The sequence below is a fragment of the Sulfurospirillum arcachonense DSM 9755 genome (assembly GCF_000597725.1).
Taxonomy (GTDB): Bacteria; Campylobacterota; Campylobacteria; order Campylobacterales; family Sulfurospirillaceae; genus Sulfurospirillum_A; species Sulfurospirillum_A arcachonense.
Genome location: NZ_JFBL01000008.1, coordinates 18,150 through 36,250, shown reverse-complemented (window position 1 = coordinate 36,250; position 18,101 = coordinate 18,150). Strand labels below are relative to the sequence as shown.

The 18,101-nt window shown below is 30.4% G+C and carries 19 protein-coding genes; 5 read left to right on the top strand and 14 right to left on the bottom strand.

Annotation, left to right across the window (positions count from 1 at the left end):
- Position 1 precedes the first annotated feature (1 nt).
- The 10 genes from nuoD to K354_RS0107520 all read right to left on the bottom strand — a co-directional run bounded on the left by nuoD (position 2) and on the right by K354_RS0107520 (position 9,949).
- Positions 2–1,228: an NADH dehydrogenase (quinone) subunit D gene (nuoD, locus tag K354_RS0107565; RefSeq protein WP_024954900.1), complete on the bottom strand. Its 1,227-nt coding sequence runs from the start codon at positions 1,226–1,228 to the stop codon at positions 2–4.
- Between the two features lies 1 nt (position 1,229).
- Positions 1,230–2,027, bottom strand: coding sequence for an NADH-quinone oxidoreductase subunit C (locus K354_RS0107560; protein ID WP_024954899.1), 798 nt, complete (start codon positions 2,025–2,027; stop codon positions 1,230–1,232).
- Positions 2,027–2,536, bottom strand: coding sequence for a NuoB/complex I 20 kDa subunit family protein (locus tag K354_RS0107555; RefSeq protein ID WP_024954898.1), 510 nt, complete (start codon positions 2,534–2,536; stop codon positions 2,027–2,029). The genes K354_RS0107560 and K354_RS0107555 overlap by 1 nt, the downstream gene beginning before the upstream one ends.
- Positions 2,518–2,916 carry an NAD(P)H-quinone oxidoreductase subunit 3 gene (locus K354_RS0107550; protein ID WP_425426671.1) on the bottom strand — a complete coding sequence of 133 codons (399 nt, stop codon included), beginning with the start codon at positions 2,914–2,916 and terminating at the stop codon, positions 2,518–2,520. Before K354_RS0107550 ends, K354_RS0107555 begins: the two co-directional genes overlap by 19 nt.
- A gap of 80 nt (positions 2,917–2,996) precedes the next feature.
- Positions 2,997–4,739, bottom strand: coding sequence for an ATP-binding protein (locus K354_RS0107545; RefSeq protein ID WP_024954897.1), 1,743 nt, complete (start codon positions 4,737–4,739; stop codon positions 2,997–2,999).
- A gap of 98 nt (positions 4,740–4,837) precedes the next feature.
- Positions 4,838–6,397 (bottom strand): fatty acid--CoA ligase, encoded by a 1,560-nt coding sequence (locus tag K354_RS0107540; RefSeq protein WP_024954896.1) that lies wholly within the window; start codon positions 6,395–6,397, stop codon positions 4,838–4,840.
- Between the two features lie 108 nt (positions 6,398–6,505).
- Positions 6,506–7,726 carry an OmpP1/FadL family transporter gene (locus K354_RS0107535; RefSeq protein ID WP_024954895.1) on the bottom strand — a complete coding sequence of 407 codons (1,221 nt, stop codon included), beginning with the start codon at positions 7,724–7,726 and terminating at the stop codon, positions 6,506–6,508.
- Positions 7,727–7,741: 15 nt separating this feature from the next.
- Positions 7,742–8,584: a deoxyribonuclease IV gene (nfo, locus tag K354_RS0107530; RefSeq protein WP_024954894.1), complete on the bottom strand. Its 843-nt coding sequence runs from the start codon at positions 8,582–8,584 to the stop codon at positions 7,742–7,744.
- The gene (locus tag K354_RS0107525) at positions 8,581–9,057 is read right to left on the bottom strand and encodes a hypothetical protein (RefSeq protein ID WP_024954893.1); all 477 of its coding nucleotides are present in this window, start codon (positions 9,055–9,057) and stop codon (positions 8,581–8,583) included. Before K354_RS0107525 ends, nfo begins: the two co-directional genes overlap by 4 nt.
- Positions 9,050–9,949: a DMT family transporter gene (locus K354_RS0107520; RefSeq protein WP_024954892.1), complete on the bottom strand. Its 900-nt coding sequence runs from the start codon at positions 9,947–9,949 to the stop codon at positions 9,050–9,052. Before K354_RS0107520 ends, K354_RS0107525 begins: the two co-directional genes overlap by 8 nt.
- 179 nt (positions 9,950–10,128) lie before the next feature.
- Between K354_RS0107520 and K354_RS14105 the strand changes: the two genes are divergently transcribed.
- The 4 genes from K354_RS14105 (at position 10,129) to K354_RS0107500 (ending at position 13,137) form a co-directional block, all read left to right on the top strand.
- Positions 10,129–10,446: a c-type cytochrome gene (locus K354_RS14105; protein ID WP_024954891.1), complete on the top strand. Its 318-nt coding sequence runs from the start codon at positions 10,129–10,131 to the stop codon at positions 10,444–10,446.
- Positions 10,447–10,596: 150 nt separating this feature from the next.
- Complete coding sequence (locus K354_RS0107510) at positions 10,597–11,337, top strand: amino acid ABC transporter ATP-binding protein (RefSeq protein WP_024954890.1); 741 nt, start codon at positions 10,597–10,599, stop codon at positions 11,335–11,337.
- A 24-nt stretch (positions 11,338–11,361) separates the two neighbouring features.
- Positions 11,362–12,165 (top strand): transporter substrate-binding domain-containing protein, encoded by an 804-nt coding sequence (locus K354_RS0107505; protein WP_024954889.1) that lies wholly within the window; start codon positions 11,362–11,364, stop codon positions 12,163–12,165.
- Positions 12,166–12,168: 3 nt separating this feature from the next.
- A complete protein-coding gene (locus K354_RS0107500; RefSeq protein ID WP_024954888.1) occupies positions 12,169–13,137 on the top strand; it encodes an amino acid ABC transporter permease in 969 nt (322 codons plus the stop codon).
- Positions 13,138–13,153: 16 nt separating this feature from the next.
- Here K354_RS0107500 and K354_RS0107495 read toward each other — a convergent pair whose 3' ends face one another.
- The 4 genes from K354_RS0107495 to pyrC are packed head-to-tail and all read right to left on the bottom strand — an operon-like array spanning position 13,154 to position 16,782.
- Positions 13,154–14,287, bottom strand: coding sequence for a PilZ domain-containing protein (locus K354_RS0107495; RefSeq protein ID WP_024954887.1), 1,134 nt, complete (start codon positions 14,285–14,287; stop codon positions 13,154–13,156).
- The gene (locus K354_RS0107490) at positions 14,284–15,144 is read right to left on the bottom strand and encodes a sensor histidine kinase (RefSeq protein ID WP_037940488.1); all 861 of its coding nucleotides are present in this window, start codon (positions 15,142–15,144) and stop codon (positions 14,284–14,286) included. The genes K354_RS0107495 and K354_RS0107490 overlap by 4 nt, the downstream gene beginning before the upstream one ends.
- The gene (locus K354_RS0107485; protein WP_024954885.1) at positions 15,134–15,799 is read right to left on the bottom strand and encodes a response regulator transcription factor; all 666 of its coding nucleotides are present in this window, start codon (positions 15,797–15,799) and stop codon (positions 15,134–15,136) included. Before K354_RS0107485 ends, K354_RS0107490 begins: the two co-directional genes overlap by 11 nt.
- Positions 15,781–16,782, bottom strand: a complete 1,002-nt coding sequence (gene pyrC, locus K354_RS0107480; protein ID WP_024954884.1) for a dihydroorotase — start codon at positions 16,780–16,782, stop codon at positions 15,781–15,783. The genes K354_RS0107485 and pyrC overlap by 19 nt, the downstream gene beginning before the upstream one ends.
- Before the next feature lie 307 nt (positions 16,783–17,089).
- Between pyrC and K354_RS0107475 the strand changes: the two genes are divergently transcribed.
- The gene (locus tag K354_RS0107475) at positions 17,090–18,094 is read left to right on the top strand and encodes an ornithine cyclodeaminase (RefSeq protein ID WP_024954883.1); all 1,005 of its coding nucleotides are present in this window, start codon (positions 17,090–17,092) and stop codon (positions 18,092–18,094) included.
- Positions 18,095–18,101: the final 7 nt, after the last annotated feature.

The following is an 18,101-nucleotide window of genomic DNA, read 5'->3' as shown; positions in this document are numbered from 1 at the left end:
CTTATCTATCAATCTCGCCAAATACGATATTTGCATTACCAATTATCGTTACAACATCAGCCAAGTAATGTCCAGGAAGAAGTTCTTGAAGAATACTTGTATGCCAAAAACTTGGAGCTCTTAATTTTAATTTATATGGATATGGGTCCCCTTGAGAATTTATATAAAAACCTAACTCTCCTTTAGGAGATTCAGTCACTACATAAACTTCTCCAACAGGAGGTCTCATACCTTGGGTTACTAGAACAAAATGTTGCATCAAAGAATAATTTTGTGTCATAATTTGTTCTTTTGGAGCTGAAATATATTTAGGTGCATTTGTCATTAATTCAGGTTTTGTTTCATAATACATTGGTATAAGTTGTTTTAAGATTTTAAGAGACTCTCTCATCTCTTTCATATGAAGCTTATACCTTCCATAACTATCACATCTATCACTTACAGGGACATCAAATTCTACTTCATCATAAAGTTCATATGGTTCTTCTTTTCTTATATCCCACGCAATTCCACTTCCTCTAAGCATAGGTCCACTACAACCCCAAGATTGTGCCATTTCAGGAGAGATAATACCAACATCTTCAAGTCTCATTTTCCAAATACGATTTTGGTCTAATAAACCCTCATATGTTTCAATAGCTGCAGGCATTTTTTCAATAAATTTCATTAATGATGCTGTCCAGTCTTTTGGAAGATCTAAAGGAACTCCACCAATTCTTACACTAGAATGAGTAAGTCTTGCACCACAATAATCTTCAAAAAGATCCATTGCATATTCACGTTCTCTAAATGCATATAAGAAAACTGTCATTGCCCCTACATCTAAAGCATGAGTAGCAATCCAAAAAAGGTGAGAAGTTATACGTGAAAGTTCTAATAACATCATTCTTATTACTTTTGCACGCCTTGGAACATCTAAATCAATGAGTTTTTCAACAGCTAGTGCAAAACCATAGTTATTTGAGGTAGAAGCAATATAATCCATACGATCTGTTGTAGGTAAAAATTCATTATATATCATGTTTTCAGCCATCTTCTCCATACCACGATGAAGATATCCAACATCAGGAGTCGATTTAGTTACTAACTCTCCATCAAGTTCAAGAATAAGACGTAATTGTCCATGTGAACTTGGATGCTGAGGGCCGAAGTTGATAATCATAGTATTATCATCTCTCTCAAACACTAAGTTTTCAAAAAATGGTTGAAGTTTATTCACTTTTTGCATGTTATTTTCTCTCTTTTATCATGGTAACATCTGATTTTTTAAGCTTTCTAACAATAGCTACACCACCTTCTTCTTGATAATCTGTATCTGTTGGTTCTTCACTATAATCAGCACCAAAAGGAACTTCATGTTTAACTCTTGAAAATCTTTGAGTATCTTTTTCTACTATTCTTGCACCATCCCTCTCTTCTGGACCAATTATATCTCGATACTCTTTACCAAAAATTTTATCTATCTCATACCACTGTGCTTCTTCATCTCCATGAAGTGGATATGTTTTACGAAGAGGATGATCATGCCAATCATCAGGCATAAGAATTCTTTTCATATAATGATGACCTATAATACGAACACCATACATATCATACATTTCTCGCTCAGCCCAATCAGCACTCTTATAAACACTTGTTACACTCTGAATTTCTTCTTTTTCTTTTATGAAAAACTTTACACGCATTCTTTTTCTTTTACATGTAGATAACATCTGATAAAATATCTCAAACTCTCCACTACGTGCAAGCCAATCAATAGCGCTTAGTTCACTTAAAAAATTATATTTTAACTCATCTCGTAAAAAAGTTAATACTTTTACATTATCTGTTGCATTGATATATACTACGAGTTGTTCTCTTTGTATATATGCCTCATGTACTTTGAATGAAGCTTTTAATAACTCTACATCTTTTGCAAATATCTCATCACTACTAACATCTAGTTTAGGAATTTGAGGTGATACATAAAATCTATCATTGTAGTAAGATTTTGCCTGTACATTCTTTTTGTCTTTATAGGCTCTCATTACACTAACCTTTTTGGTCTCAATTTTCTCGATGCACTCTCAGTTCTTACTTTTTTTTGTAAAAGCATCAATGCATATTGTAAAGTTTCAGGACGTGGAGCGCAACCTGGTAAATAAATATCAACAGGAATTATTCTATCAGCTCCTTGTACTGTTGCATAAGTATTAAACATACCACCAGTATTTGCACAACTTCCCATACTAATAACCCATTTAGGCTCAGTCATTTGATCATATAATCTTCGCATAAAAGGCGAATGTTTTTTTGTAAGAGTTCCTGCAATGATTAATACATCTGATTGTCTAGGGCTTGCTCTAAAAATTGTTCCAAATCTATCAAAGTCATACCGACTTGCACCCGTTGCCATCATTTCAATCGCACAACAAGCTAATCCATATGTCATTGGCCATAATGAATTACTTCTACCCCATTGAACAAGTTTATCTACAGTAGTAAGAGCGACAGGAAGTCCTCCTTCACTAAGATAATTTATCTTATGCTGTGCCATTCGAGTGCTCCTTTTTTCCACGCGTATACAAAACCAATTGCCAATAATAAAACAAAAAGTACCATTTCAATAAATCCAAACCAACCCAGTATTTTAAAGTTTACTGCCCATGGAAACATGAAAATTATTTCTACATCAAACAGTATAAATAAAAGAGCAAAAAGATAAAAATGTGCAGAAATTTTATTTGGCTGCTTACTTACCTCTGGCCCACATTCATAAATGGTAAGTTTTAACTTTTCAGTATCTAATCTTGCCATTCTTCTAGAAACAATTCTTGCTACAACAGTTATGCCATAAAATACAGCAACACCAAATGCTAAGAGGAAAAATGCTCCAAAATAAGGATGAGCAAAATCCATATGTGACAACTGTGTCATGGAAGGTCCTTCTAAAATTAATATCAACTCAGATAAGTAATTTTATCTGAATTCATATAATTTTTATTTTAAAATATTATTTATTTCTCACTAGTAAGAAATCCCATGGATTTTTCTTCACCGAATAATCCTGCTTTTTCTCTTTCAATTGCATTTTTAAAGTCTTCCATACAAAAGATAGGTTCTTCTTTGATAGCTACTCTTAAAGCACAATTTTTCAAAACTAATTTTATTTGTCCACCACTAAGTTTATATTTTGCCAACTCTTCTATAGAAAAGTTTGCTTCATATACGGCCATCTCTGGTAAAAGCTTTTGCCAAAGTTCAATTCTTTGTTTTAATGAAGGTTTTTCAAAAGCCACTTTATAATCAAATCTTCTTGAAAATGCACTATCTATAGTTTCAAGTAAATTTGTAGTTGCAATTAATACTCCATTGAACTTTTCAATTTGCTCTAAAAATATATTTTGCATTTGATTATGCATTTTATCTACACTACCACCAGCTTCTGATACACGTGCACTTAAAAATTGATCTGCTTCATTAAGTAACAAAACTGGTTCACTTTTTGTTTTAAGACTCAAATCTCTGTAAGTGTCAAAGATACTTCTAACATTTTGTTCACTCTCTCCAACATATTTTGAAAGAATTTTTGAACAATCAAAACTAAGTACTCTTTTTTTCATAGATTTTGCAAGTGAAAGTGCTGTCATAGTTTTACCAGTTCCAGGAGGTCCATAAAAAATAATCTTAGCATCTATTCCACCACGTCTCTCTTTAACTCCCCATTCACGAAGAAGTTTCATAACATTTCTATCAACTTGTTTTAATAAATTATCTAATAACTCTCTTGTTTTAGGGCTCAATACCACATCAGCTAAAGAAGTTTTAGGATCTATCAACTCAAATAATTCTTGTTCACGTATAAGCATATCGAGTTTAATTTTTTTAGCTTTTTTCTCTTTATTTGGATGCATAATATTTTGAAGTAACTCTTCACTTATAAAAAAACTTCTAGTTACTCCTCCAAAACCATTGAGCATCTCATCATAATCAATAATGTCATTCTCTATTAATTTTGAACCCTCTTCTAATAAAGCTCTATTTTTTATTTTTTCATAATCATCAAAACTAATAAGATTTACAAGAGTGTTCATATCTCTTAAACTCTCAAATTCACTTGCATACTCTTCTTTTAAAAGTGCTAAAAATATAACCTGTTCTTTTTGATTAAGTTCATGTTCTTCAAATATTTTTTCTACAACAATATCAATTTGTGTTGATTCTACCCTCTGAGTAATTCTTGATTCTAGTAACTGTAATTTACTTTTAATTCTACTTATACTAATCGAATTATCTGTTAAATTCTGTTTATCGCCACTAAGTTTTTGGTAAAGTTCGATTCTGAGAAATTGGTCTTTTAAATATTCTAAGTGATCCTCATAAGATGAAACTTCAGGAAGTTCCATATCCAAAGTACCATCTTCTAAAAGTTTTAAAAAAGAGCTACTTAAAGTTATGGTTGAATTTAAAAGCTCTATATTAGATACTTCTGCAACTCTTAGATTAACAAAATTACCATGCGTAACCCAACCTTGATCTAAAAGATTTTTTATTACTGCTAACTTCGATAAATGTTGATACTCTTTATCACCAAAAAGGTCTACTAAAACATCTAGTGAAACAACTTCTATATTACCCCTTATATATTGTTTGGTCATATTTTTGAGAATAGTTGCCTCTTCTTTTGTGCATTTTAACTGCTCAAAAATTTTACTTTTTTCAATACTGTCATTTTCTAAAAAATCAATTAAGTAGTGCACTAAACTTCCTATTTTATTATGTAAATATGTATCTTGATATATTAGCATAACAAAAAGATGATAGAGATTAAGACGAAAAGTAACTTCTCGTCTTAAGATTATTTAGAGAATATCCCTTTATGAATTTGTTCTTTAAGTACCCTCTTAAGAACCTTTCCAGTAGCATTTTTAGGAAGCTCTTCTACAAAATATATATGCTTAGGAATTTTAAAATTTGCTAAATGAGTTTTAAGATATTTTTTGACTTCTATCTCTTTTAATTCTACTCCATCTTTAAGCTGAATAAATGCCATAACTTCTTCATCATTTACATCATTTTTTATACCAATTACAGCAGCTGTATCAATTCCTGTATACAGATGTAAAACTTCTTCTATCTCTCTTGGATAAATATTGATTCCTTTAGAGATAATCAAATCTTTTTTTCTATCTACAATAAAAATGAAACCATCTTGATCAACTTTTCCTAAATCCCCTGTTAAGAGCCATCCATTGAGTATAGTCTCATCAGTAGCATCAGGACGATTTAGATAACCTTGCATTACACAATCACCTTTTACGATAATCTCTCCAACTTCTCCAGCAGGAAGTTCAACCATCTCTTCATTGACTATTTTTACTTCATAACCAGGTAATGGCAAACCAACAGAAAGAGGTTTTTGTTTATCAAGTCTATTTACAGCAACAGCAGGAGAACACTCGCTAAGTCCATAACCTTCAGTAAGAACTGCATTTTTGAACTTTGCATTAAAGTCATTCAAAACTTTTTCACTTAGTGGCGCACTCCCTGAAATAAATATTCTAATTTTGTTAAACCATAAAAAATACCATGGTATTTTTGCTTTTACTAAAGAGTTATACAGAGTTGGTACACCTAAAAATATTGTCACTTTTTTTAATAATGCTTGTTTTAATACATTGGCGAATGGAAATACCGATTTTATAATAACAACTGAAGAATTGGCAAATATAGGTAATATCACCATAACAGAAAGTGTAAAAGAGTGAAACATTGGCAAAAATACAATAAATCTATCTTGTGCTGTTATCCTAAATGCATCTTTTGCCCCTACTGCATTTGAAAAAAGATTTCTATAACTTAACATAGCCCCTTTAGGTTTACCAGTCGTTCCTGAAGTATAAACTATACATGCTAAATCATCTAATGAAGGGGAGCCTAAAAGTTGTTCTTGAGTATCTATGTTGTTAATGACTTCTGAAAAACTATAATTTTTTTCATCAAACTTATCGTAATCTTCTGTCCACACTATCTTCTCTACTGTAGTTGAATATAAAAGATTTTTTGTTTCTTTAGCAAGTGATGGAGAGCTTATAAGCATTTTAGCACTACAATCATTAACAATATATTCAAACTCTTCATGCTTTAAAAAAGTATTAATAGGAACAGCAACTGCACCTATTTTTGTAATCGCAAAAAGGGCTATCATAAACTCTGCTGAGTTACCAACTATTATAGCAACCCTATCTTTAGTTTTTATCCCACTTACTTCTAAAAATCTTGCAAATGTATCTATTTTTTGTTTAAAATCAAGGTTATTAACTTTTTTCTTTTCTATAAAAATAACTGTTTTTGAAGGATTTACCTTTGCATTTTCCTCAATCGCTTCATAAAAATTCTCATACTTATACTCTAACATGCACTATCCTTAACCTTACCCACATTGGTGGCTTATATTTGTTCTTAATTTTTGTAAAGTGCAAATATAAGCCATCTATGCTAATAGATGGCTTAAAGTTAAGTTTTTTTAGAATTTATATTTGAATGATACAGTAGCCAAATGTGCTTCAGAATCTGTGAATGTACCATTTGTTGCTGCATTAGCTGATCCATTAAGTACTGTTCTACTCTCTTTTTTATCATAAAGATAAGCAAAACCTATTTTCATATCTTTATTTACTTTATACTCTATACCAAAAGAGTAAAGTTTTGCATCAGACTCTGGTAATTCAAAACCTATGGTTTCATCAGGGGCACCATTTTCATCTATAGCAAAACCTAACATAAATTTTAATTTATCACTATACTGATGAGTCACACCTATACGATAAGCATTTGCATCTTTCCAATTTTTTGAAATCGGTAAATCAAAACCTGCTAATGGTCCTGTTGTTAAATCAACAGCATAATTAAAATCTAAATCTTTATAATCAGACCAATACGTTCTTTCATATACAAATTCAAATGTTGTTTTATTCATAGTATAAGCTGCTGCTAAAGTTAATGAAGCTGGTAAGGGTATAGTTACACTCGTATCTCCATCATACAAACCCCCAGCTAGAGTTGCTGTTCCTTCTTCCGTTAAATCTACTTTTGAACGATATGTCGTTGCTAAAGTAAGATTTTCAATTGGTTTGTAACTTAAAGCTAAATTATAACCAAAATCAATTGAATCCCCTTCTAAATCTCTTTTACGTGAAGACTGTCCCAATAAAGTAGCATCACTTTTTACGATACCCTCAGAATAAACAGCCCGTAAACCAAAACCAATTGAAAATTGATCGTTTACTTTATAAGAAATATTCGGATTTAACTCTATTACTTTTAAAGTAAACTCTTCTGCTGTTGCTTTTGCATATGCATCATCCCACCTCTTAGAAAGTCCTCCAGGGGCTACCATTGATAAACCAAATCTAAAATCATTTACAAAAGGAGAAACATAATGAAAAGTAGGCAAATAAAATGTTTCTTTTTTTGATTCGCTGTTAAAAGTAGAACTCACACTATCAGTATATTTAACACTAGGAAGGTTTATATAAGTCAAAGCCATTTCCATTTGAGAAATGTCTTCCATCCAAGACATATTTGCAGGATTATAATAACTCGCATCTGCGCCATTTGCATTTGCAACATAAGCTGCACTTAAAGCTGTACTATTGAGTGATTGTTCAGGAATTCTCCATCCTGATGCATTTAGTGTTGCTGCACTTAAACCAAGCAGTGCTGCAACTTTAACGTAATTTTTCATTAAAATCTCCAAAAGTTATTTAACTAAACTATATAAAAGCTCAATTTCCTGTCCCCATATAGTATCGTCTATAGTTTCAAGTACCATTGGAATATCATCTATCCTATCATCATTCATAATAAGCTCAAATGCTTCTAAGCCTAACTTACCCTTACCAATACTATCATGTCTATCTACACGACTTCCTAGTTCTGGTTTTGAATCATTTAGATGCATACCCATTAAATACTTGAATCCAACGATTGTATCAAACTTCAGCATAGTTTCCTCATATGTTTTTGGTGACCGAAAGTCATACCCTGAAACAAATAAATGGCATGTATCTATACAAACACCCACTCTCTCTTTATCGCATGAATTTTGCATCAAAAACCCTAAATGTTCCATCTTATAACCTAAGTTACTTCCCTGACCAGCTGTATTTTCAACTACAAGTTTCACACCATTTGTTTGTCTTAAAGCTTCATTCATTGACTCACTTATAAGTTCTAAACAATTATCTTCACTTATAAGTTTTAAATGACTTCCTGGATGAAAATTAAGTCTATCAATTCCAAGTTGTTCACATCTTTTTATTTCATCTATAAATGCACTCAGTGATTTTTCTCTTTTTTCAACTTCAGGATGCCCTAGATTAATCAAATAACTATCATGTGGCAATATATGTTTTGCTAGAATTTCTGATTTTTCTAACTCTTGTTTAAACTTAGAAATAACCTCTTCATCTAAAGGTTTTGCAACCCATTGTCTTTGATTTTTTGTAAATAGTGCAAAAGCACGTGCACCTATTTTTTTTGCATTTATTGGAGCATTAAAAACTCCACCACTTGCACTAACATGTGCTCCTATCATTTTCATTTTTTTAGTTCCTTTAATTTTATTAATATTCCATTTTTTTTGTCTTTAAAATACAAATTATTATTTTCTACTTTGTACGTTATATCATAAGAGTTAGTTTTAATTCTTTGTTCAAATCCATTCTCATTTTTTTGGATGTTTTTTTGATTGTATATGGGTTGTAAATTAAAAAGTTCCTCTATAAAATTTTCATAATGTCTAAAATTAAAAAATTCATAATTAAAAGCTTCTTTTGCAAAACAAATAGCATTTAAACAAACTTGATTTTCTACATGTAAATCAAATATAGGAGATGAAGCAGAAAAAATTTGTAAATTTAATCTAGTATCATCTTTTTTAACAAAACCTGTATCAGCTAAGGCTATTTTAGGATTTTTAATTACCATATAATAAGCTTTTGAAGATGTATAAGGTATTGTTGTCGTACATCCAATAAAAAGTATGGCTACTACTAAAAATATATATTTATACATTGGCTAATCTTTTATTTCTAAAATACGTACCAAGTTCTGCACTTAGCATCCCAAACAAAATCAAACCTGCTCCCATAAGCTGAACTGCATGGAACTCTTCTCCTGCAAAATAATAACCAAAAATACCTGCACTTACTGGCTCCATTGTAAAAATAATTGCCGTTTTTGCTGGTGTTGTAAACTTTTGCATAACTGTTTGTGTAAAAAAAGCAAAAATAGTAGCAAACAAAACTGTTATGATTATCGCTTCTAAAAATACTCCATCAAAACTTTTTGGCTGTATGTGCCCATCTAATGCAATGGCTCCAAAAAATGATAGCATAGAAACAACTGCAAATTGTATTGTTACAAGTAAAAATGCACTATATTTTTTTGCATAAACATCAGTAAAAGTAATTTGTAAAGCAAACATAGCTGCACAAATTAAAGAGTAAAATTCTCCATAACTAAAACCGCCTAGTGTTTCATTGTTTGTTAAAAAATAAAGTCCCACTACAGCACACACTGCTCCAAATAAAGAGTATATAGAGGCTTTTTTCTTAAAAATCAGAAACACTGCAAAAGGGACAATAACAACATTAAGCCCAGTAATAAATGCAACTGTTGATGAATAAGTATAAGATAAACCAAAAGTTTGAAAAGCAAAACCTAAAAACATAAATACACCCAAAACAAAACCTGCTTTTAAAGTGGGTTTGTCTAATTTTTTTATTTCTTTGAAAGATAAAAGGCCCATTAAAATCGTAGCAATAAAAAACCTCCAAAAAAGAAAGATATACACTGGTGTACCTTCTATAGCATCTTGAACAATAAAAAATGTTCCACCCCAACATATAGCAACGAGCAATAATGAAAAATCTGCCCCAAATTCTTTTAGTTTACTTTTTATCAATAAAATCCCCTAATCATATAAAATGAGTATATTACCATAATGACATCTATTTACAAAAATTGTTACTTTTAATTCAAATTTATCAAAAAACTTCTATTCTTCTAAATATAATTTAACATCTTATAATTTTAGTGATATAATATTTGGATTAAAAATTTATACCTATGTGAGGAAAGAATATGAAATTAAAGCTTTTTGTTTTTATATTAATACCTCTTACTCTAACTACTTCATTTGCCAACGAATTAACTCCTGCTGAAATTTTTAAAGACTGTGCAAAGTGTCATGGCAAAGATGGGAAAAATCCTGCTTATGGAAGAAGTGCTCCTATAGCTGGACAAAAAGTTGAAGACTTAATACAAACTATTAATGTCTATAGAAATAATGAGTTTAGGGCCAAAGGAGTTACTACCGTAATGGCAAAAAGAGTGAGAATTTTAACAGATAAGCAAGTTAAAGAATTGGCGATTTTCATCTCAAAAATGGGAAAAAACTAAAATATCTATTCTAAATGTTTCTAATTGTGATTCATCTTAATAATGCTTAAATTTTATACAATAGTTACAAAAATAAGCCTTTTTTTTTAGTTTATTTTTATATTAAGACTGATAGAATGACCGCTTAAGTCATTTCAAAGAAAGGTTTCAATGGACCAACCAATTATAAGTATGAAAAATGTAGATAAGTATTATGGTGATTTTCATGTACTTAAAAACATAGATTTCTCTGTACAAAAAGGAGAAATAGTCGTTATATGTGGGCCTAGTGGAAGTGGTAAATCCACTCTTATAAGATGTATAAATAGACTTGAAGAGATAGATAGTGGAGAGTTACTTGTAGAAGGTAAAGACTTATATAATAAAAACGTTAATTTAAATCAACTACGAGCAGAAACAGGTATGTTGTTTCAACATTTTAATTTATTTCCTCACCTTACAATTTTAGAAAACATAACAATAGCACAAACAAAGGTAAAAGGAACTTCTAAACACGATGCCAATGAAATTTCTTTAAAACTATTAGAAAAAGTTGGACTTGCACACAAAGCAGAAGGTTATCCAAGTGAACTAAGTGGTGGGCAAAAACAACGTGTTGCAATAGCAAGAACTCTTGCTATGACACCTCAAATAATTCTTTTTGACGAACCAACAAGTGCATTAGATCCAGAAATGATTGGTGGAGTATTAGACGTTATGCGTGATCTTGCACATGAAAACTATACTATAGTCTGCGTAACTCATGAAATGGGTTTTGCAAAAGAAGTATGTAATCGTGTTGTATTTATGGATGAAGGAGAAATTTTGGAAGAAGCAACTCCACAAGAGTTTTTTACAAATCCAAAAACAGATCGTGCTCAAAAATTTTTAAAAGAAGTATTAGTACATTAAAAAATAAAATCTTAAGGAGAAAATATGAAAAAAATTCTTGCTGCATTAATTTTAATGCTTGGGCTGAATAGTATGGCTGATGATATTAGCCTATGGCAAAAATCAACACTAAATCAAGTTGTACAAAAAGGTGTTTTAAGAGTTGGTCTAGAACCTGGTTATATGCCTTTTGAAATGAAAGACAAAAAAGGAAATATCATAGGATTTGACGTTGATATGGCTAAAGCAGTAGCAAAAGCCATGGGTGTTAAATTAGAATTTGTTCCAACTGCATGGGATGGTATTATTGCTGGTCTTCTTACAGGAAAATATGACATAATCATGTCAGGCATGACAGTTACTCAAGAAAGAAACTTAAAAGTTAACTTTGCTAACCCTTATATCAGTGTTGGACAAACAATTATAGCGGCTAAAAAGCATGCTGGTAAAACGTGGAAAGAGTTAGATAATGCAAAATATACTGTAGTTACTAAACTAGGTGTTACTGGTGAAATAGCAACTAGAAAAATGTTTAAAAAAGCAAAAATCAGAACTTTTGAAACAGAAGCTGATGCAGCACAAGAAGTAATGAATGGTAATGCTGATGCTTTTGTTTATGACAAACCATACAATGCTATATTCTACGCACAAAAAAAAGCTACTGGACAAATTATTCATTTAGATGAAGACTTAACTTATGAACCATTAGGATGGGCTGTAAGAAAAGGTGATCCTGATTTTATTAACTGGTTAAACAACTTCTTAAATCAAGCAAAACACGATGGTACATATGCAAAAATATACTCTAAGTGGTTTGAAAGAGACGCTTGGCAAAAAAAGGTAATGTAATAAATGGCAAAAACGAAACAATCGCTTTTCCACAATAAAATATTCGGTCACTCTGTGGCCGTACTTTTTTATGTATTGATAGGGTATTTTTTATTTAATGCTGCTTCCGAAATGAATTATATTTGGAAATGGACTAGCGTTCCAAAGTATTTTGTATATGAAAAAACAGAAGTAATTGAAGCACCATTTGATGGTGTTGTGAGTATAAAAGAAAATGGTACAATTGTAATAAATAGTGATGATGACAGTAAAGAGATAACTATCCCTAGTGAATATACTCTTGTAGTTCATAATGGTGATGAATTGTTCGAAATGGATAACATTGCAACAACTACAGCTTGGAAAATGGGTCCACTTTTAGAAGGTTTACTCATTACTTTAAAAATATCTGGATTTTCAGCAATTTTAGCTTTTACTATAGGTATATTACTAGCTTTTATGAGAATTTCAAGCTTTCAATTTTTAAAAGATATTGCAACTGTATACATTACTATTATTAGAGGAACACCTCTTCTTGTCCAAATATTTATATTTTATTTTATAGTCGCAACAATTTTCGATTTAGAACGCTTTATAGCAGGTGGATTATCTCTTGGTATATTCTTTGGCGCATATATTGCTGAAGTTTTAAGAGGGGCAATTCAATCAATAGACAAAGGTCAATACGAGGCAGCTAAATCACTTGGTATGAATTATCCTCAAACTATGACTTATATTATCATGCCTCAAGCACTAAAGCGAGCTCTACCAACGCTAGTAGGTGAAATGATTGCCTTAGTAAAAGATTCTTCTTTAGTTTCTGTAATTTCTATCACAGATTTGACAAAAGTAGGACGTGAAATAGTTGCAAATACTTTTTCTCCATTTGAAACATGGATAATAGTTGCTGCCATGTATTTTTGTATAACTGCACTTCTTGCACTTTTAGGAAGTAGGTTAGAAAAAAGAATGGCTAATAGCGGTGGTATGTAGGAAATCCTACATACCTCTAAAAATTATAGTCTTTTAATTCTTGATTAAGACTATTTAAGATTTCTTTTTCTCTAAATTTTACATAATCAATAATTTTATCTTTTTCATCTAACTCAGGATAAATTTTTATACAATACCTATATGAATCTCTGTACTCTATGATATTTAAAACTTCCCCTTCTACTTTAATCAAATGAACTTCTTGAGTATTATTTATTTTTAACGGAATATTGAGTTCTATTTTAGCACCTGCATATATACCATTGTTTGATTCACTAACAACACCTACCCCTGCTACTGATAAATCATATAACTTTCCTTTAGTCATTGATTCTTTATCTGATAGGAGTACTACTTCTGCCATAATTTCTGGATATACTCTGACAGCTTCTCTTTGTGTTGCTGGCATATTTAAAAGATAATTAAAATTCTTTAAAACTACAATATTATTTGAAAAATCATTGTAAACTATATCTGCTTTAACATAATTATTAAAATTATTATCTTTTAATATATATGCAACACCATCCATTTTCATAGCAATACCTTGAATTTGAATAGTCTTAAAAGTAACCTCATTATCTTCAATGTTCATCACAATAGCACTATGACGAATAGGAATACCTTTATAAAGATTAAAAAAGATAACTTCTTCACCATTATCTTTTATATCTTTAAAAATATCTATTATATTATGTCCTGGTGAAAAGTTATCTAATCTATCAAAGTTTACATGCTTGATTTTATGTCGATTTTTATTTGAAATTTGTGTTGCAAACTGCTCAAGATACTCAGAAATAAATGATACAAAAGTTCCCATATACTTTTCGTACTCTAAATGTTTTTCTGTTGACTCTTTAATATAATTTGTTAAAAGAAAAAGTATACTTTTTGTAATTAAAAAGTTTAACATTATTCCTTTATCTTTCATTTCAATAAAAATATCTTTTTCATTAGTTGTAAAAAAAATATCTATATTAAAAAAATCTTTGTAAATTAGTTTTGCTATCATTTGTATTGTTTTTTGAGGATAACTTTTATCATGAGATTCATACAATGATACAAAATAATCAATAAATTCCAACTCATATTTATCAATAAACTCTGATGAGCATTCAAGAAAACTGTCTATTTCACTACGTTCTATCATTGATTTTGCTCTAACAAAATATTTTTTAAATCTAATGAAATTTTCGTACCTTTTCCTTTTTTTGAAAAAATATTTATAAAAATCTTAGATTCATCACAATAATTTTTCACTATATTAAGTCCTATTCCTACACCTTTTTTTGAATCATCACTCTGATAATATCTATCAAAAACTCTAAATATTTCAGACTCATCCATTCCTATACCTTGATCTTCTATGTTTAGTTTACCATTTTTTAATGACAAATTAATACTTTTTCCATTTTTATTATATTTTATTGCATTATCTACAAGATTTCCTATAGCTTTTATAAAACCATGTTTATCTGCATTTACATGTAAAGATTCTACACTTGACTCAATCTTTACATGTAGCCCTTGTGCTTCTACTTTTTCTTTGACTTCTTCAATGACATCTTTAACATCAAAATTTTCTTTCAAATCATATCTTACTTCTCGTTTTATATAATAATCCATATCTTTATACAGTCTATCTAAATCAACACAAGCCAATCCTACCCTATCTAGTCGTTTTAACTTTTTGCTGTCTTTTTCATTCATCCTTAACATTTGCAAGTTTGCTTTTATAACTGATAAAGGGATATTTAACTCATGAAGAGTATCTTTAAGCAATAATTCTAAAAGATAATTAGTTTTAAACATAGGAGAAAGTAAATAGTGTATAGTCATATATATGCTAAAAATAAAAATTATAAAAAAAAGACAAAAAAAAGCAACCTTTACTAATGGTAACATAGCAGAAAAATTTACTAAAAACAGAGCAATAAATAGTACAAATGAAATACTACAAACACTTATCGTCGCTAATATAAGTAAACGTTTTTCACTAGATTTCAAGTCTATAACCAATCCCTCTTATATTTGATATAGAATCTTTTCCTAAAATTTTTTTCAAATTATTTACATACACTCTTATTGAACCACTATTTGAGTTATCGTTTGTACACCATAGTTTTTCTTCTATCATCTCTTTAGTTACTACTTGTGTACGATTTGTTAAAAGAAGATGAAGAAGTTCAAAATCTTTTAAATTTATCAAAACTTCATTTCCATTACATGTGAGATTTTTTCTATCTACATTCAAAGAATACTCATCATTGATGACCATTACTCTATCGTTATATCCTCTATCTCTTGATATAATTGCTTCTATTCTAAACCATAATTCATCTAAATCAAATGGTTTTTTTATATAATCATCTGCCCCACTTTTAAACCCTTCTAATAAACTCTGCTTATCTGTAAAAGAGGTTATAAAAATAGCAGGTGTTTTATCTCCTGAGTCCCGTAACGATCTTAAAAACTCAAATCCATTACTTGTTGGTAATTTAACATCAATAAGATATATATCAAATCTATTTTCAAAACATATTTCATATGCTATTTCTATATTTTTTGCCAAAATAACTTCACAGCCATATTGACTCAAAAAATCTTCATATGTTTCTAAAAGAAGTTCATTATCCTCTAATACTAAAACTTTATAGACCAAGCTAGCTCCTCTCCTGCAAACATCGGCACTACATCACCATAACTATTTGGAACTTTAAATGGTGTTTTTTCTAAAACTATATTTTTTTCAAGTGGTTTAAAACTATAAATTTTCTGTGCATTATTGCTAACAAAAGATTGTAAATTTTCTAGGACATTATTTTTCTCAAAAAGCCCAGCCAATGCTTGAAGTGCAATTGGTGCTGTAAAAACCCCAGCAGCACATCCACAACACTCTTTTTTATGCGTTGGGTGAGGAGCTGAGTCACTTCCAAACATAACTTTAGGATGCCCACTCAAAGCTACTTTTAAAAGGGCTTCTCTATCTTCATATCGTTTTGCTATTGGTTTACAAAAAAGGTGAGGTTTAAGCATACCACCTGCTACATCATCTAAAGTAATAAAAAGATGTTGTAGTGTAATTGTTGCATAAAGATTGTCATATTTTTCGAGTAAATCAACACTATTTTTTGTAGTAATATGTTCCATGATAATTTTTAATTTAGGGAAATTTGAAGCAAATTGCTCATATACTGAGCCAAATTCAGCCTCTCTATCCATAACAAAACCATTAGTTTCTCCATGAACACAAAGTGGAATTTCAAGTTCACTCATCGCCTCAAAAGTCTCTCTTAGACTCTCTATATCCATGCTTGTTACACCACCTTCAGAGTTTGTAGTTGCTCCTGAAGGGTATAATTTTATAGCACTTATATACTTTTTTGCCTCTTTTAAAAAATCATACGTATAATCATTGCGAAAAAAAAGTGTCATAAGAGGTTCAAACTTTTCATTTCCTATAGCACTCATAATTCTTTGTTTGTACTCTTTTAAAGCTTCTATTGTTGTAACTGGTGGTACAAGATTTGGCATAATAATAGCATTTGAAAACGTTTGTGCACTCAATGGTGCTACTACTTTTAACATCTCTGCATCTCTTAAGTGAAGATGCATATCTAATGGTGCTTTTATGGTTATAGTCATTTATTTTCCCTTTTTTAGTACTTTCATTATAGCTAATTAAAAACTAATATTAATTGAATATTAAGTACAAGTATGCGAAAATCCTAGTACTTATAGACAAAAAGTAATAGATAAACAAGTAAGTGTTTTAAACACTTGCGACGTACATTGAAAAATTCGATTTTTCTCTTTTAACTTTTTAGTATTTCAGATTTTGCACTTGTGCAAATAATGCTGTATTAAAGATGTAGAGATTGATAAGCTATTTTTCATAAAACTATCCCTCTCCTCTTTCATCACAGCATACACTAATGATAAAAGGAAAGAGATGTTAGTTTTAGAGATTGAAGATATAAAAACCCTTATTTCAAAGATAGGTTATAAAGAGTTTTATTTAGAGTTAATCAAAACAATGGAAGAAGATTATAGTGCGTGGGAAAGTTTTGATAAATGTCCAAGAGTTGCAAATCATGTAGATGGTGGTGTGATTGAGCTTATGCCAATCTCCAATGATACCCTATACTCTTTTAAATACGTCAATGGACACCCTAAAAATCCAACTCAGCACAAAATGACAGTCATGGCGACAGGTCAGCTCTCTTTGACGAAAACTGGTGAGCCTCTTATGTTTACAGAGATGACACTTTTAACTGCTTTAAGAACAGCAGCAAACTCTGCTATGGCGGCAAAATATTTAGCAAAAAAAGATTCTCGTATCTTAACTCTTATAGGAACTGGGGCTCAAAGTGAATTTCAATACTTAGCATTTTCATATATTTTTGACTTAAAAGAAGTGAGATACTACGATACTGACCCAAAAGCGATGGAAAAATTTGCTACAAATATGAGCCAATACAATATTTTATTAACTCCTTGTAAAGATGCCTATGAAGCGACTCAAGGAGCAGATATTGTCACTACATGTACAGCAGATAAAAGATACCAAACTGTTTTAACAAAGGATATGATTCAAAAAGATGTATTTATCAATGCACTTGGTGGAGATTGTCCTGGTAAAACAGAACTTCAAAAAGAATTAGTAGAAGAGTCTACAGTTGTCGTGGAGTTCTTAGAACAAGCAAAAATAGAGGGTGAAATCCAACAACTCTCTTCAAGCTTTACATGTACAGAAATTTATGAAATTATTAGAGGTGAAAAACAACTCAATGTTGCTACTCATGGAACTATTATTTTTGATTCTGTTGGTTTTGCCTTAGAAGATTATTCGGTACTTCGGTTGATATATAATTTAGCACAAAAAAACAATATAGGAAAAGAGATGAATCTCATACCAAAACTCAATGATGTCAAAAATCTTTTTTCTCTATTATAGGAAATAT

Coding starts and splice junctions, on each gene's coding strand:
- nuoD (WP_024954900.1), bottom strand. CDS start 1,228: ATGCAAAAAGTGAATAAACTTCAACCATTTTTTGAAAACTTAGTGTTT.
- K354_RS0107560 (WP_024954899.1), bottom strand. CDS start 2,027: ATGAGAGCCTATAAAGACAAAAAGAATGTACAGGCAAAATCTTACTAC.
- K354_RS0107555 (WP_024954898.1), bottom strand. CDS start 2,536: ATGGCACAGCATAAGATAAATTATCTTAGTGAAGGAGGACTTCCTGTC.
- K354_RS0107550 (WP_425426671.1), bottom strand. CDS start 2,916: ATGACACAGTTGTCACATATGGATTTTGCTCATCCTTATTTTGGAGCA.
- K354_RS0107540 (WP_024954896.1), bottom strand. CDS start 6,397: ATGTTAGAGTATAAGTATGAGAATTTTTATGAAGCGATTGAGGAAAAT.
- K354_RS0107535 (WP_024954895.1), bottom strand. CDS start 7,726: ATGAAAAATTACGTTAAAGTTGCAGCACTGCTTGGTTTAAGTGCAGCA.
- nfo (WP_024954894.1), bottom strand. CDS start 8,584: ATGAAAATGATAGGAGCACATGTTAGTGCAAGTGGTGGAGTTTTTAAT.
- K354_RS0107525 (WP_024954893.1), bottom strand. CDS start 9,057: ATGTATAAATATATATTTTTAGTAGTAGCCATACTTTTTATTGGATGT.
- K354_RS14105 (WP_024954891.1), top strand. CDS start 10,129: ATGAAATTAAAGCTTTTTGTTTTTATATTAATACCTCTTACTCTAACT.
- K354_RS0107510 (WP_024954890.1), top strand. CDS start 10,597: ATGGACCAACCAATTATAAGTATGAAAAATGTAGATAAGTATTATGGT.
- K354_RS0107505 (WP_024954889.1), top strand. CDS start 11,362: ATGAAAAAAATTCTTGCTGCATTAATTTTAATGCTTGGGCTGAATAGT.
- K354_RS0107500 (WP_024954888.1), top strand. CDS start 12,169: ATGGCAAAAACGAAACAATCGCTTTTCCACAATAAAATATTCGGTCAC.
- K354_RS0107495 (WP_024954887.1), bottom strand. CDS start 14,287: ATGATAGAACGTAGTGAAATAGACAGTTTTCTTGAATGCTCATCAGAG.
- pyrC (WP_024954884.1), bottom strand. CDS start 16,782: ATGACTATAACCATAAAAGCACCATTAGATATGCATCTTCACTTAAGA.
- K354_RS0107475 (WP_024954883.1), top strand. CDS start 17,090: ATGTTAGTTTTAGAGATTGAAGATATAAAAACCCTTATTTCAAAGATA.